This window comes from Streptomyces sp. SP17BM10, assembly GCF_036322405.1.
Lineage (GTDB): Bacteria > Actinomycetota > Actinomycetes > Streptomycetales > Streptomycetaceae > Kitasatospora.
In genome coordinates this window covers 390,602-403,616 of record NZ_JAQYXB010000675.1, presented here as the reverse complement: position 1 = coordinate 403,616, position 13,015 = coordinate 390,602, and the positions used below count along the sequence as shown (strand labels likewise).

The 13,015-nt window shown below is 74.2% G+C and carries 12 protein-coding genes; 8 read left to right on the top strand and 4 right to left on the bottom strand.

Annotated features, from left to right (window positions below):
- Positions 1-7: 7 nt before the first annotated feature.
- Both PUR71_RS37560 and PUR71_RS37555 read right to left on the bottom strand, forming a co-directional pair.
- Complete coding sequence (locus tag PUR71_RS37560; protein ID WP_329931749.1) at positions 8-478, bottom strand: (2Fe-2S)-binding protein; 471 nt, start codon at positions 476-478, stop codon at positions 8-10.
- Between the two features lie 44 nt (positions 479-522).
- Entirely contained in the window at positions 523-3,003 is a 2,481-nt protein-coding gene (locus tag PUR71_RS37555) for a molybdopterin cofactor-binding domain-containing protein (protein ID WP_329931748.1), read from the bottom strand.
- Between the two features lie 163 nt (positions 3,004-3,166).
- On the opposite strand from PUR71_RS37555, the gene PUR71_RS37550 reads away from it, so the two are divergent.
- From PUR71_RS37550 to PUR71_RS37540, 3 genes are all read left to right on the top strand, one after another.
- Positions 3,167-4,402 (top strand): MFS transporter, encoded by a 1,236-nt coding sequence (locus tag PUR71_RS37550; RefSeq protein ID WP_329931747.1) that lies wholly within the window; start codon positions 3,167-3,169, stop codon positions 4,400-4,402.
- A 100-nt stretch (positions 4,403-4,502) separates the two neighbouring features.
- Positions 4,503-5,255 (top strand): Mut7-C RNAse domain-containing protein, encoded by a 753-nt coding sequence (locus tag PUR71_RS37545; protein ID WP_329931746.1) that lies wholly within the window; start codon positions 4,503-4,505, stop codon positions 5,253-5,255.
- A 191-nt stretch (positions 5,256-5,446) separates the two neighbouring features.
- Positions 5,447-5,890 (top strand): cupin domain-containing protein, encoded by a 444-nt coding sequence (locus PUR71_RS37540; protein WP_329931745.1) that lies wholly within the window; start codon positions 5,447-5,449, stop codon positions 5,888-5,890.
- Positions 5,891-5,902: 12 nt separating this feature from the next.
- On the opposite strand, the gene PUR71_RS37535 is transcribed toward PUR71_RS37540, so the two are convergent.
- Entirely contained in the window at positions 5,903-6,727 is an 825-nt protein-coding gene (locus tag PUR71_RS37535; protein ID WP_329931744.1) for a hypothetical protein, read from the bottom strand.
- A 349-nt stretch (positions 6,728-7,076) separates the two neighbouring features.
- On the opposite strand from PUR71_RS37535, the gene PUR71_RS37530 reads away from it, so the two are divergent.
- The 3 genes from PUR71_RS37530 to PUR71_RS37520 all read left to right on the top strand — a co-directional run bounded on the left by PUR71_RS37530 (position 7,077) and on the right by PUR71_RS37520 (position 10,002).
- Positions 7,077-7,592: an inorganic diphosphatase gene (locus PUR71_RS37530; RefSeq protein ID WP_329931823.1), complete on the top strand. Its 516-nt coding sequence runs from the start codon at positions 7,077-7,079 to the stop codon at positions 7,590-7,592.
- A gap of 50 nt (positions 7,593-7,642) precedes the next feature.
- On the top strand, positions 7,643-8,827 hold the full coding sequence (locus PUR71_RS37525; protein ID WP_329931743.1) for a cytochrome P450 family protein: 1,185 nt from the start codon (positions 7,643-7,645) through the stop codon (positions 8,825-8,827).
- A gap of 95 nt (positions 8,828-8,922) precedes the next feature.
- Positions 8,923-10,002, top strand: a complete 1,080-nt coding sequence (locus PUR71_RS37520) for a TerD family protein (RefSeq protein ID WP_329931742.1) — start codon at positions 8,923-8,925, stop codon at positions 10,000-10,002.
- 25 nt (positions 10,003-10,027) lie between these two features.
- Here the strand turns inward: PUR71_RS37520 and PUR71_RS37515 are convergent, their stop codons facing one another.
- A complete protein-coding gene (locus tag PUR71_RS37515) occupies positions 10,028-10,711 on the bottom strand; it encodes a C39 family peptidase (RefSeq protein ID WP_329931741.1) in 684 nt (227 codons plus the stop codon).
- Between the two features lie 89 nt (positions 10,712-10,800).
- Between PUR71_RS37515 and PUR71_RS37510 the strand changes: the two genes are divergently transcribed.
- Both PUR71_RS37510 and PUR71_RS37505 read left to right on the top strand, forming a co-directional pair.
- Positions 10,801-12,396 carry a phytoene desaturase family protein gene (locus PUR71_RS37510; protein ID WP_329931740.1) on the top strand — a complete coding sequence of 532 codons (1,596 nt, stop codon included), beginning with the start codon at positions 10,801-10,803 and terminating at the stop codon, positions 12,394-12,396.
- A 124-nt stretch (positions 12,397-12,520) separates the two neighbouring features.
- A complete protein-coding gene (locus PUR71_RS37505; RefSeq protein ID WP_329931739.1) occupies positions 12,521-13,012 on the top strand; it encodes a GNAT family N-acetyltransferase in 492 nt (163 codons plus the stop codon).
- Positions 13,013-13,015: the final 3 nt, after the last annotated feature.

The following is a 13,015-nucleotide window of genomic DNA, read 5'->3' as shown; positions in this document are numbered from 1 at the left end:
CACGGCATCAGGACGCCGGGGGCGCGGTGGCCGCCGCGGCCTGCTTGATCGCCTCGCGGATGCGGACGTACGTGCCGCAGCGGCAGATGTTCTGGATCCGGTCGATGTCGGCGTCCGTCGGCGCCGGGGTGCGGCGCAGCAGGGCGGCGGCGGTCATGATCTGGCCGGGCTGGCAGAAGCCGCACTGGGCGACGTCGCAGGCGAGCCAGGCCTCCTGGACAGGGTGCAGGGTGTCGCCGTCGGCGAGACCCTCGATGGTGATGACGGCGCGGCCCGCGCAGTCCTTGACCGCCGTCGTGCAGGGCTGGAACTCCTCGCCGTCCAGGTGGCTGGTGCACGCGCGGCAGACGCCCACGCCGCAGCCGTACTTGGGGCCGGTGACGCCGAGTTTGTCGCGCAGCACCCAGAGCAGCGGCATGTCGTCCGGCGCGTCGACGGTGACCGGCTGTCCGTTGAGGACGAAGGTGTGACTGGGCATGGGGAGGAGAGGTCCTTCGGCGGGGTCGGCTGCTGCGCGGACGGTCAGAAGGTGATCGGGAACGAGCGCGGGCTCGTGCCCGTCGCGCGGGCGTAGGCGTTGGCCACCGCGGCGGAGGCCGCCGGGACGCCCAACTCGCCCGCGCCGCCGGGCGGTCCGCTCGGCGGCATGAGGTGGATCTCGACGACGGGTGGGGAGTGGCGCTGCCGCGCGTAGTGGAAGTCGCCGTAACTTCCCTCGCGGAAGGCGCCGTTGTCGAGGTGGTTGCCGGCCTGGAGGATCACCGAGATGCCGTCCGTCAGGGCGCCCGTCAACTGGGCCTCCAGGCCGCGGGGGTTGACCACCTGGCCGACGTCGGCGGCGATGACCGCCTTGGTGACGCGCGGGTTCCTCGGGTCGGAGGCGTCGAGCTCCACGAGGTAGGCGGCGCGCCCGCCGTTCTCGTCGTGGTAGCCGACGCCCTGGGCCTGGCCGGGGGGCATCGGGCGGCCCCAACTCCCCGCCGTGGTGGCGGCGTCCAGGACGGCCCGGCCGGCGTCGTCGCGCAGCCGGGCGCGGCGGAAGGCGACCTCGTCCTGGCCCATCCGGCGGGCGATCTCGTCCATCATGATCTCGTCGGCGACCCGGACGGTGCCGGAGTAGACCGAGCGCCAGCTGCCGGTGTGCACGTCCAGGGGCACCTCGGCGAGCAGGTGGGTGGGGATGCCGACGTCGTACGGGTTCTTCTCGCTGAGCAGGAAGAAGGCCTGGGCGAGGCTGATCCCGGCGATCGAGAGGTTGAACCCGGCGGCGGTCAGGGCCTCGCCGAGGCCGTGCCGGAAGTCGGTCGTGATGGTGGCGGCGCGGTGCTCGTAGCTGAGCACCTGGCCGAGGGCGTAGGTGGCCCGGACGCGGTGGTGGCTCGCGGGGCGCATCCGGCCGTGGCGCATGTCGTCGTTGCGGGTCCACATGAGCTTGACCGGGCGGCCGGCCGCCTTGGAGATCCGGGCGGCCTCCAGGGCGGCGTCGAAGAACAGCCGTCGCCCGAACGAGCCGCCGCCGCGCACCACGTGGACCGTCACGGCGTCCTGGGGGAGGCCGAGTTCGGCGGCGATGGTCTGCTGGGCGACGATCGGCGTCTGGGCGGCGAACCAGACCTCGGCCCGGTTGGGCCGCACGTCCGCGATGGCCGTCAGGACCTCCATCGGCGCGTGGTTGACGAAGGCGAAGTCGAACTCGCCGTCCACGTACCCGGTGAGCAGCGGCGGGATGAGGAAGGGCGCGTGGGCGGCGCGCAGCCGGTCGCGGACGTCGGCGTCGGACAGGCCGGCGGCCGGGCCCGGGTTCCAGGTGGTGACGAGGGCGTCGCGGGCCTTCATCGCCTGGTCGAAGGTCTCGGCGAGGACGGCGACGCCGCTCGGGATCCGTACGACGCCGAGGACACCGGGCATGGCGCGCGCGGCGGTGGCGTCCAGGGACTTGAGCGTGCCGTTGACGGTGGTGGGGCGGGCGACCACGGTCGGCACGGCGCCCGGGACCGCCAGGTCCCCGGTGTACTTGGCGCGGCCGGTGACGATGTCGCGGGCGTCGATGCGGCCGGTGGGCTTGCCGACGAGGCGCAGCTGGTCGGCCTTCTTGGGGGCCGAGGACACGGCGGGGACGGCGATCGCGGCGGCGTCGGCGGCGAGTGCGCCGTAGCCGGCGCGGCGGCCGTCCGGGGCGAGGACGGCGGCGTCGGCGGTGCGCAGGGTGTCGGCGGGCAGGTTCCAGCGCTGGGCGGCGGCGGTCACCAGGCGGGCGCGGGCGGCGGCAGCGGCGGCGCGCACCGGCTCGTACAGCGAGCGCACCGAGTTGGAGGCGCCGGTGAGCTGGTTGAACAGCAGCTCGGGGCGGCCGTCGGAGAGCGGTACGTCCACGTCGGCGAGCCGGGCGTCGAGTTCGTCGGCGACGAGCATCGCGATGGCGGTGGTGAGGCCCTGACCGACCTCCAGGCGGGGCAGGTGCAGGACGGCGCGCCCGGCGGCGGTGAGCTCCAGGACGAGCAGGTGGGAGGTCGGCAGGCCGGCCAGGATGAGCGCGTCGCCGAGGTCCAGGACGTCCGGGATGCCCGGCAGGCCGATCAACTGCGGTGGCGCGAAGCTGGTTTGGGCCCGTGCGGCGGTCGGTGCGGCGGTCTGTGCCGTGGTCTGCGCGGCCGTCTGCGCGGCGGCCCGGACGGCGGCGCATGCCGTGGCCGGGGCGGCCGCGTCCAGGCCGAGCCGGGCGGCGACGGTGAGCGTGGGCGCGGCGAGGAGGTAGGTGAGGAAGCGGCGGCGACCGGTTTCGGGGTCGGGCGCTTCGGCCGCGTCGGGCGCGCCGGGGGCGCCGCCCGAGGGGGCGGTGGACGTGGTGATGGGAGGAGCCCTTCGAGCCGGTGACGGCGCCGGACGGTCGGTGCCGGGTCGCGAACGCCGTTGAGCATAGGAGCGCGTTACTGACGGGTCAACACCGGCAAATTTGGTCCGGCGCGGGGATCGCTTGCGGGCGAACGGATGACGCGGTCGCACGGTGGTTCAGCCGTCGTGTGCCGGTACGGGTGCCGGAGGGCAAGTGGCCCAGGAAAGAGCTTGATCATTGGCTCTTCCCGATGGTCCACCGGCTCCCTAGGCTGGCGTGCGAACCGTTGCGAACGGGCGGCCCGCGCGCCGTCCCCGACCTTTCAGGAGCGAAGTGCCGACTCGTCTCGTCCCGCCCGCCGGGCCCCAGCGGACGCTCGCCGCAGCCCAGTTGGCGAGCGCCGTCGGGGACGGCGCCTACTACACCTGCTCCGCGCTGTACTTCACGAACATCGTCGGGATGTCCGCGGCCCGCCTCGGCGTCGGCCTCGCCGTCGCGTGGGCGCTCGGCTCGCTCGCGGGCGTGCCGCTCGGCCAGCTCGCCGACCAGCGGGGCCCGCGCCGTACGGCGGTGGGGCTCGCGCTGGCGACGGCGGTGATCGTGGCGCTGTTCCTGGTGATCCGCTCCTACCCGCTGTTCCTGGTCGCCATGTGCCTCTACGCGACCACCCAGTCCGGGCTGACCGCCGCCCGCCAGGCGCTCGTCGGCGGACTGGTGTCCCCCGCCGAGCGGACCGGGCTGCTGGCCCACCTCCAGTCAACGCTCAACGGCGGACTGGCGGTTGGCGCCGCGATCGGCGGCATCGCACTGACCGTCGGCACCCGCGAGGCCTACCTCGGGGCGTTCGTCGTCACCGCGCTCGGCTTCGTCGTCGGCGGGACGGTCCTGCTGCGGCTGCCCGAAGTCGCCCCGGTGGCGGGCCGGTCGAGGCCAGGGCCGCGCTTCGAGGTGCTGACCGACCGGCGGTACGCCGTCGTCGCGCTCGTCAACACCGTTCTGCTGCTGCGGATGCCGCTGCTGAGCCTTGTGATCCCGCTCTGGCTCGCCCAGAGGGCGTCGGGCCTCGGCTGGCTCGGGTCAGTGCTGTTCGTCCTCAACACCGTGGGCGTGATGGCCTTCCAGGTGCGGGTGGCGCGTGACGTGAGCGATCCCGCGTCGGGTGCGCGTGCGGTGCGCTCGGCGGGTGCGCTGCTGCTCGTGTCGTGCGCGGTGTTCGGCCTCTCGGCGCTGGACGTGCCCGAGTGGGCGTTCGCGGCGCTGCTCCTGGGCGGCTCGGCCTTCCTGCTGGTGGGGGAGATGCGGCAGTCGGCGGGATCGTGGCAGATCAGTTTCGACCTCGCGCCCGCCGACCGGATCGGGCAGTACCAGGGCTTCTTCGGGACGGGCGTCGCCGTCGCACGGACCCTCGGGCCGCTCGTCCTCACGACGCTGCTGCTCGACGGCGGACTGGCCGGCTGGCTCGTGCTCGGCGCGGTGTTCGTGGCGGCCGGCTACGCGATGGGCCCGGCCGTCCGCTGGGCCGAGCGCAACCGGCGCCCGGCCGAGCCGGTGGCGGTCCCTGCGGGGTGACACGGTCGGCATGCGGGGCATGCCGGGCACGCGGCGGCGGCGAGCGGCGGTGGTCGGAAACCGCTGGCCGCCGCGCCGCGCGCGCTGGCATGCTGGCCGCGTGGACACCCCGGACAGACCGCAGATCTCCGTCGACTTCGCCCCCGAGCTGCACCTCTTCGTCGCCGGCCGGCGCCGCCAGGGCCGCTCCGAGCTGCGCACCGACGGCACCTCGACCCTCGGCCACGTCGTCGAGTCCCTCGGCGTGCCGCTCACCGAGGTCGGCGCCCTGCTCGTCGACGGCCGCCCGGTGCCCGACTCGCACGTCCCGGCCGACGCCGAACACGTCGAGGTGCGCGGTGTCGTCCGCCCGCAGCCCGCCCCCGGCCCGCTGCGCTTCCTGCTCGACGTCCACCTCGGCACCCTCGCCCGCCGCCTGCGCCTGCTCGGCATCGACGCCGCCTACGAGAACCCGGACATCGGCGACGCCGCCCTCGCCGCCCGCTCCGCCGCCGAGCGGCGCGTCATGCTCTCGCGCGACCGCGGCCTGCTGCGCCGCCGCGAACTCTGGGCCGGCGCGTACGTCTACAGTCACCGCCCGGCCGAGCAACTGCGCGACGTCCTCTCCCGCTTCGCCCCGCCGCTGGCCCCCTGGAGTCGCTGCACGACGTGCAACGGGACGCTGCGCACGGTGGAGAAGACGACGGTGCGCGAGCAGCTGCACGACGGCACCGAGCGCTCGTACGACGCGTTCGCCCAGTGCGCGGACTGCGGCCAGGCGTACTGGCGCGGCGCGCACCACGCGCGGCTGGACGCGATCGTGGCGGACGCGGTCCGCGAGTTCGGCGGGACGGCCGTCACGGCGGGTGACTGAGCCCCGCACGGGGCGGGCCTCGCGGTAAGCCAGCGAGCGGTAAAGCCAGTGAGCGGTAGAGCCAGCGAGCGGTAGAGCCAGGGACCGGTCCTCTGGCGGGCGTCCCGCGGCGTGTGGTCTCATCGGCGGTGGGGGCGAGCCCGAGGTGTTCCGTCGTGCAAGACGTGCCAGAGAGGCCGGGTCGGATTCACATGCAACCGTTCGGAGACGAGCAGCCGTCGGGGAACGCACAGCCGTTCGGAACGGCAGAGGCGGACGAGGCGCCCGTGGTCGTGGCGCCGGACGGTGCGGAGGTGTTCCCGCTGCTCGACGTGGCCGGGCGGGGGAGCCTGGCGGTGTTCGAGCTCGCACCGGGGGACGTGACCCGTGCGGTGTCGCACGCCACCGTGGAGGAGCTGTGGTTCGTCACCGAGGGCCGCGGCGAGCTGTGGCGCCGGCAGGGGGACCGCGAGCAGACCGTTCCGCTGGCCCCGGGGACGGCCGCGTCGATACCGCTGGGCACCGCGTTCCAGTTCCGCGCGGCCGAGGACGCCGAGGGGCCGCTGCGCATCGCGGCCGTCACGATGCCGCCGTGGCCGGGAACGGACTCCGAGGCCCGCCCGGCGAAGGGCCGGTGGGAGGCGACGGTCCGATGAGCAGGTGAGGAGCTAGGACCGGTGGAGGGCGAGCGTCCAGGTGTGGGTGAGGTACTTGCCCGCCCGTTCGGGGTTGCGCTCCCGGATGACGGCCGTGAGGCGGTCGGCGCCCGTCCGCTCCAGGGTGGAGGTGAACCGGTCGGCCTCGCCGTCGGGCACGGTGACGAGTTCCGCGAGGGTGGCGTCGGCGAGGTCGCGGCCGAAGGCGCGCAGCACGCCCGCGTCGAGGACCAGGATCGTGCCGTCGGGCAGGACGACCGGCCCGCACGCCTGGGACTCGGTGAGCAGCAGGGCGCTGCGCTCGATCGCGCCCCCGGGCAGGAGGCGCACGACGCGGCTCGCGGTGGGCGTCGCCCGGTCGGCCTCGACCACGCGGATGCCGGTGCCGACGACGTAGTGGCCGTAGCTGCGCCAGGTGTCGGTGACGTCGCCGTCGCGGTCGAACTGCCACGTGTGGAAGTGGGCGTAGCCCTCCAGCCCGAGCAGGAAGCGGCCCCCGCCGAGTGTCGCGCCGCGCTCGCCGCGGAGTTCGGCGACCAGGGTGCCGTCCTCGAGGTCGAGGAGGTAGGCGGGGCCGAGGTGGCCCCACGCGTGGTAGCCGATCGAGCTCGTGGTGACGAGGACGCGCCCGGAGGAGATGTGCGCGGCGTTCGGCGTGCCCGGGACGGGGTGGGTCCACCGGAGGCGCCCGGTGGTGTCGGTGCACGTGATCGCGCCGGTGCGGCCGCCGATGACGAGGTCGTCGCGCGCGGCGAACGGCTCCTCGCGCACCCGGAAGACCGGGTCCATGCCGCGTTTGCGGTGCTGGTCGATGACGGTGACGCGCCAGTTCCCCATGCGGGTGATCGTAGGGCCCCGTCAGGCCGGCACGGCCCGCCGGGTCCACAGCCAGGCTCAGCAGCTCGCCCACCTCGTCGGCCAGGCGCCTCCACCTCGACGTCGTACGGGCTGGCTCCGCCCAGCGTGTCGATGATGCCGAGCACGAGGAACGAGGGGGTGCTCAACCGGGTTTCGGGAATGCGCTGACCGTACCGCGCGCGCCCGGCGCCCCAACACGCGTCGCGGACGGTGGGCGGGGCGGGCCCGCGCGGCGGACAATCGCCACAGGACCGGCGAGGAGGCCGCAGTGGAGGCGCAGGTGGAGTTCGAGGACCGGGACGGGCCCGCGTCGACGTTCCTCGAGATCATGATCGAGACCCCGCAGGGGTCCCGCAACAAGTACGTGATGGACTTCGCGGCGGGCCGCATCCGCCTCGACCGCACGCTCTTCACCGCCACCCGCTACCCCGCGGACTACGGCTACGTCGAGGGCACCCTCGGCGGCGACGGCGAACCGCTGGACGCCCTCGTGCTCGGCGGCGAACCGGCCGTGCCGGGCTGCGTGCAGACCTGCCGGGCCGTCGGCATGTGGGTCATGCGCGACGAACGCGGGCCGGACCAGAAGGTGCTGTGCGTGCCCGCCCGCGACCCGCGCTACGACGGCCTGCGCGACATCGGCGACCTGTCGCGCTTCGACCTGCTGGAGATCACCCACTTCTTCCAGGTCTACAAGGACCTGGAGCGCGGCAAGTCCGTCGAGGGCTCGCACTGGGCGGGCCGCGAGGACGCCTACCGGGAGATCGCCGGCTCCCGGGCCCGGGCGGCGGGGACGCCGTTCGCCGGGACACCCTTCGGCGGGCAGGCCTTCGGAGGGCCGGCCTGAGCGTGCAGGGACCGGTCGGAGCCGGCTGCCACTGCCCGTAGGGTGATCATGTGACGTCATCCGACCTGACCGTGAAGGCCCTGATCGCCGACCCCTACGCGGGCTACGCAGCCCTGCGCGCCGCCGCTCCCGTCCACCGGGTCGTCGGCCCGGACGGACTGCCCGTGTGGCTGGTGACCCGTTACGCGGACGTCCGCCAGGCCCTCGCCGACCCGCGCCTGTCCCTCGACAAGGCCCATGCGACGCCCGGCAACTACCACGGGTTCAGGCTGCCGCCGGCCCTCGACGCCAACCTGCTCAACATGGACCCGCCCGACCACACCCGCATCCGCCGGCTGGTCACCAAGGCGTTCACCCCCGGCCGGACCGCCGCCCTGCGCGGCCCGATCGAGCAGGTCGCCGAAAAGCTCCTCGATGCCATGGCCCCGCTCGGCCGCGCCGACCTGCTCGCCGCCTACGCCGCGCCGCTGCCCATCACGGTCATCTGCGACCTGCTCGGCGTCCCCGAGGAGGAGCGGCACGACTTCCGCGCCTGGACCGACACCCTCATCACCCCCGACCCGGAGCGCCCCCAGGACGCCAAGGCCGCCGTCGGCGCGATGCTCGCCTTCTTCACCGGCCTCATCGAGCGCAAGCGCACCGCCCCTGGCGACGACCTCCTCTCCGACCTGATCGCCGTCCGCGACGCCGAGGACCGGCTCAGCGAGGACGAACTCACCTCGCTCGCCTTCCTGATCCTCTTCGCCGGCTACGAGAACACCGTCCACCTCATCGCCAACGCCGTCCTCGCCCTGCTCACCCACCCCGGGCAGCTCGCCGCCCTGCGCGCGGAACCGGCCCTGCTGGAGGGCGCGTTCGACGAGTTCGCCCGCTTCGACGGCCCGACCCCGGTGTCCATCCGGCGCTTCCCGCGCGAGGACGTCACCATCGGCGGCGTCACCGTCCCGGCCGGCGAGACCGTCCTGCTCGCCATAGCGTCCGCCAACCGCGACCCCGACCAGTTCGCCGACCCGGACCGCCTCGACCTGCGCCGCCGCGAGAGCGGCCAGCTCTCCCTCGGCCACGGCATCCACTACTGCCTCGGCGCGCCGCTCGCCCGGCTGGAGACCGAGATCGCGCTCGGCGCATTGTTGCGCCGCTTCCCCGGCCTGGCCCTCGACGTGCCCGTCGAGCAGCTGCGCCACCGGCCCGCACTGCGCGCCCGGGGCCTGCTGGAACTGCCCGTCCGGTACTGAGCCGGCCGTCGTCGCGCGCGGGAACCGGCACCGGCTCTACGGCGTTGTCGAGGTCGGCAGTGCGAAAAGCAAGGGTGTGGAGGAGAGGAAGCGCCATGGGTGTGGCCCTGACGAAGGGCGGCAACGTCTCGCTGGGCAAGCAGGCCCCCGGGCTGGTGGCCGTGCGGGTGGGCCTCGGCTGGACGGCGGGCCCCGGATACGACCTGGACGCCAGCGCGCTGCTGTGCGGGCGCTCCGGGCGGGTCGTCTCGGACGGGCACTTCGTCTTCTTCAACAACCTGCGCAGCCCGGACGGTTCGGTCCGCCACCACGGCAGTGACCGGGGTGGGGCGGGTGGCGATGGCGGGGACCGCGAGCGGATCGACGTCGAACTGACCGACGTGCCCGCCGACGTGGAGCGGATCGTCTTCGCCGTCGCCATCTACGACGCGGCGCAGCGCCGCCAGTCCTTCGGCCGGGTGAGCGGCGCGTACATCCGGATCACCGACGCCGACGGCGCCACCGAGGTGGTGCGCTACGACGTGGCCGCCGAGGCGGGCAGCGAGACGGCGATGGTCTTCGGCGAGCTCTACCGCAACGGCGCGGACTGGAAGTTCCGCGCCGTGGGGCAGGGCTACGCGACGGGGCTGGCGGGCATCGCGACCGACTTCGGCGTCGCGCTGCTCCAGCCGGCCGCCCCGGCCGCCCCGGCCGTGCCCCCGGCTCCGCCTACCGCCCCGCCTACCGCCCCGCCCGCCGTCGTCCAGCAGGCAGCAACGGTCCAGCAAGCAACAGGGAGTTCCGCAGTGACGTGCTTCTTCGACCCCTCGCACGGCGTCGGCTCGACCGCGGTGCTGTGGTCGCCGCAGTGGGGCGTGCCGCGCCAGATCCAGGCGTGCGCGGCCTGCGCCCAGCGTGTGCAGACCACCCCGCCGCCGTTCTACACCCCGCAGCAGGGGTACGCGCAGCCGGTGCAGCAGGGATACCCCCAGGGCTACCAGCAGGGGTACCCGCAGGTGCCCGGCCAGGGCCACCCCGAGCAGCAGGGCGGCCGCCGCTTCGGCACCGGCGCCCTGATCGGGGCCGGTGCCGCGGGCCTGGTCGGCGGCGCGCTGCTCAACGAGGCGCTGAGCGACGACGAGCCCGAGGTCGTCATCAACAACTACTACGAGGGCGACGACGACAGCTTCTTCTAGACCGCGCCAGGAGGGGTGGCGGTCGTCACTTGACGACGACCGCCATCCGGCCGTACGTCGCGTAGCCGTTCTCGAAGTCCGACTCCGAGACGGTCGTCCGGCCGCGCGCGGGGTCGTTGACCGACACCGTGCCGTTGCCGAACCCGGTGATGACGACGGCGTGTTCGGCCGGTCCCGCGTACAGGACCTTGACGCCGTCGTACGCCGTGTAGGTGGTCGACTTGAGGTGGCGCCACAGGTAGTCCACCCACACGATCGCCGGGCGGCCGGCGGCCAGGCTGTCCTTCAGGGTCTGGACGGAGATGCCCGAACCGGAGTGGGCCAGCGAGAGCCCGTAGTCGCGGGCGGCCTTCGCCACCGGCGGTGAGTACACGCCGAAGCCGGTGCCGTCCACCTCCGAACCGTCGGGGTCGCCGACGAAGGCCTCGTACGGGTCCCCGGAGCGGTCGCCGGAGTGCCCGAACTCGGGGTGGTCCCGGTCGACGCCGATGTGGTCGAGGACGTCCTGGTCGCCGACGTACACCCCGCGCGAGGCCAGGACCATGCGCAGGGCCGCCGCCTCGCAGTCGTTGTCGAGCTGCTGATGGTAGTAGGGCACCGAGGCGGACTCGACGCCCCCGCCGGCCGTCGCGGTCCCGGTGCCGGCCGCCAGGGTCGCGCCGACGAGGGCGGCGACGCAGGCCACGCGTGCTTTCGCAATGATCATCATGGACCTGACGCTACGAAGGCCGGCTGCGGAGCGCAGCCGGTGCGCCCCGAACCGGTGACGGGGCGTCCGTTCGGTCGTACCGTGGCCGGATGAACACGAACGCGTCCTCGAGGTACGACGCCGTGATCGTCGGCGGCGGGCACAACGGACTGGTGGCGGCGGCGTACCTCGCGCGGGCCGGGCGGCGGGTGCTGGTGCTCGAACGGTTGCCGCGGGTGGGCGGGGCGGCGGTGTCGGCCGAGGCCTTCCCGGGGATCGACGCGCGCCTGTCGCGCTACTCGTACCTGGTGAGCCTGCTCCCGCGAGCGATCGTGCGCGAGCTCGGCCTGCGGCTGGAGCTGCGGCGCCGCCGGATCTCCTCGTACACCCCGGTCGTGCGGGACGGGAAGCCCACCGGGCTGCTCGTCGACGCGGCCGACCCCGAGCGGACGCGCGAGTCATTCCGGGCGCTGACCGGCGGCGAGCGCGAGTGGGAGGCCTGGCGCCGCTTCTCCGGCACGACCGGGCGGATCGCCGAACGCGTCTTCCCCACGCTCACCGGACCACTGCCCTCGCGCGCCGAGCTGCGCCGCCGCATCGGGGACGACGCCGCCTGGGAAGCGCTGTTCGAGCGCCCGCTCGGCGAGGCGGTCGAGCGGACCTTCGCCGACGACCTCGTGCGCGGCGTCGTGCTGACGGACGCGCTGATCGGCACGTTCACCCACGCCCACGACCCCTCGCTACGGCAGAACCGCTGCTTCCTGTACCACGTCGTCGGCAACGGGACGGGCGACTGGGACGTCCCGGTCGGCGGCATGGGCGCGGTCACCGGCGCGCTCGCCGAGGCGGCGCTGGCGGCGGGCGCCGAGCTGCGCACCGGTTGCGAGGTCACGGCGATCGCGACGGACGGCGGCGACGAGGCCGAGGTGACGTACCGTCATGACGGCGGCGAGGCCGTGGTCGCGGCCCGCAAGGTGCTGGTGAACGCGGCGCCGGCCGCTCTGGCCCGCCTCCTGGGCGACGCACCTTCTCCTGAACTCCCGCCAGAGGGATCCCAGTTGAAGGTCAACATGGTGCTGCGCCGCCTTCCCGCCCTCCGGGACTCCACCGTCGACCCTCGCGACGCCTTCGCCGGGACGTTCCACATCGCCGAGGGCTACCGACAGTTGGAGACGGCCTACGGCGAGGCGGCGTCCGGCCGGCTGCCCTCGGCGCCGCCGTCCGAGATCTACTGCCACACGCTCACGGACGGCTCGATCCTCGGCCCGGAGGCGGTCCGCCAGGGCCTCCACACCCTCACCCTCTTCGGACTCCACATGCCCGCCCGGCTGTTCGCGGATCCGTCGACGCACGAGGACGTCAAGTCCCGGGCGCTGGCGGCGAGCCTGGCGCAGCTGGACGAGGTGCTCGCCGAGCCGATCGCCGACTGCCTGGCGACGGACGCGGACGGGCGGCCCTGCGTGGAGGCGAGGACGCCGCGGGACCTGGAGCGCGAGATCGGCCTGCCAGGCGGGCACATCTTCCACCGCGACCTCGCCTTCCCGTACGCGGAAGCGGATCCGGCCGGCGCCGCGGAGCGCTGGGGCGTGGCGACGGCCCATCCGAACGTCCTGCTGTGCGGCGCGGGCGCGGTGCGCGGCGGGGGCGTCAGCGGAATCCCCGGCCACAACGCGGCGATGGCCGTCCTGGAGGAGCCGGCGCCGTGACCCGTGCTGTCGCTGCGATGCGCGTGGACGGGTATCGCCGCCAGAAAGCCTTCGCCCACGTCAACCCGCCCCTGGCGGGATAAGGGCTTGCCCTACGGGCGCCCGGTGCGGCAAGGTCCGCACCATGCTTGAACTGCGAATTCTCTCCTCCGACGACTGGCCGGTCTTCCGCGAGCTGCGCCTCGCCGCGCTCGCCGAGGCACCGTACGCCTTCGGCTCCACCCTGGCCGACTGGCAGGGGCCCGGCGACCACGAGGACCGCTGGCGCTCGCGCCTGGAGATCCCCGGCGCGCTCGACCTGGTCGCCGTCCTGGACGGCAGGCCCGTCGCCATGGCCAGCGGCGTCCCCGCCGACGAGGACCCGACGGCTGTCGAGCTGATCTCGATGTGGGTCGGCCCGGAGGCCCGAGGCCAGGGCGTCGGGGACCTCCTGATCACCGAGATCGCCACGTGGGCCGCCGCCCAGGGCCGTACCACCCTGAAGCTCGCCGTCATGCCCCACAACGACGCCGCGATCGCCCTCTACCGCCGCCACGCCTTCGCCGACACCGACGAACTCGGCGACCTCCTCGACGACGGCGTCTCCCGCGAACTCGTCCTCGCGAAGCGGCTGTAGGGC

What these genes read in the sequence shown, in the direction of transcription:
- PUR71_RS37520 (WP_329931742.1), top strand. Translation starts at nt 8,923, where the DNA reads ATGGGTGTGGCCCTGACGAAGGGCGGCAACGTCTCGCTGGGCAAGCAG.
- PUR71_RS37560 (WP_329931749.1), bottom strand. Translation starts at nt 478, where the DNA reads ATGCCCAGTCACACCTTCGTCCTCAACGGACAGCCGGTCACCGTCGAC.
- PUR71_RS37515 (WP_329931741.1), bottom strand. Translation starts at nt 10,711, where the DNA reads ATGATGATCATTGCGAAAGCACGCGTGGCCTGCGTCGCCGCCCTCGTC.
- PUR71_RS37540 (WP_329931745.1), top strand. Translation starts at nt 5,447, where the DNA reads ATGCAACCGTTCGGAGACGAGCAGCCGTCGGGGAACGCACAGCCGTTC.
- PUR71_RS37510 (WP_329931740.1), top strand. Translation starts at nt 10,801, where the DNA reads ATGAACACGAACGCGTCCTCGAGGTACGACGCCGTGATCGTCGGCGGC.
- PUR71_RS37505 (WP_329931739.1), top strand. Translation starts at nt 12,521, where the DNA reads ATGCTTGAACTGCGAATTCTCTCCTCCGACGACTGGCCGGTCTTCCGC.
- PUR71_RS37530 (WP_329931823.1), top strand. Translation starts at nt 7,077, where the DNA reads ATGATCGAGACCCCGCAGGGGTCCCGCAACAAGTACGTGATGGACTTC.
- PUR71_RS37535 (WP_329931744.1), bottom strand. Translation starts at nt 6,727, where the DNA reads ATGGGGAACTGGCGCGTCACCGTCATCGACCAGCACCGCAAACGCGGC.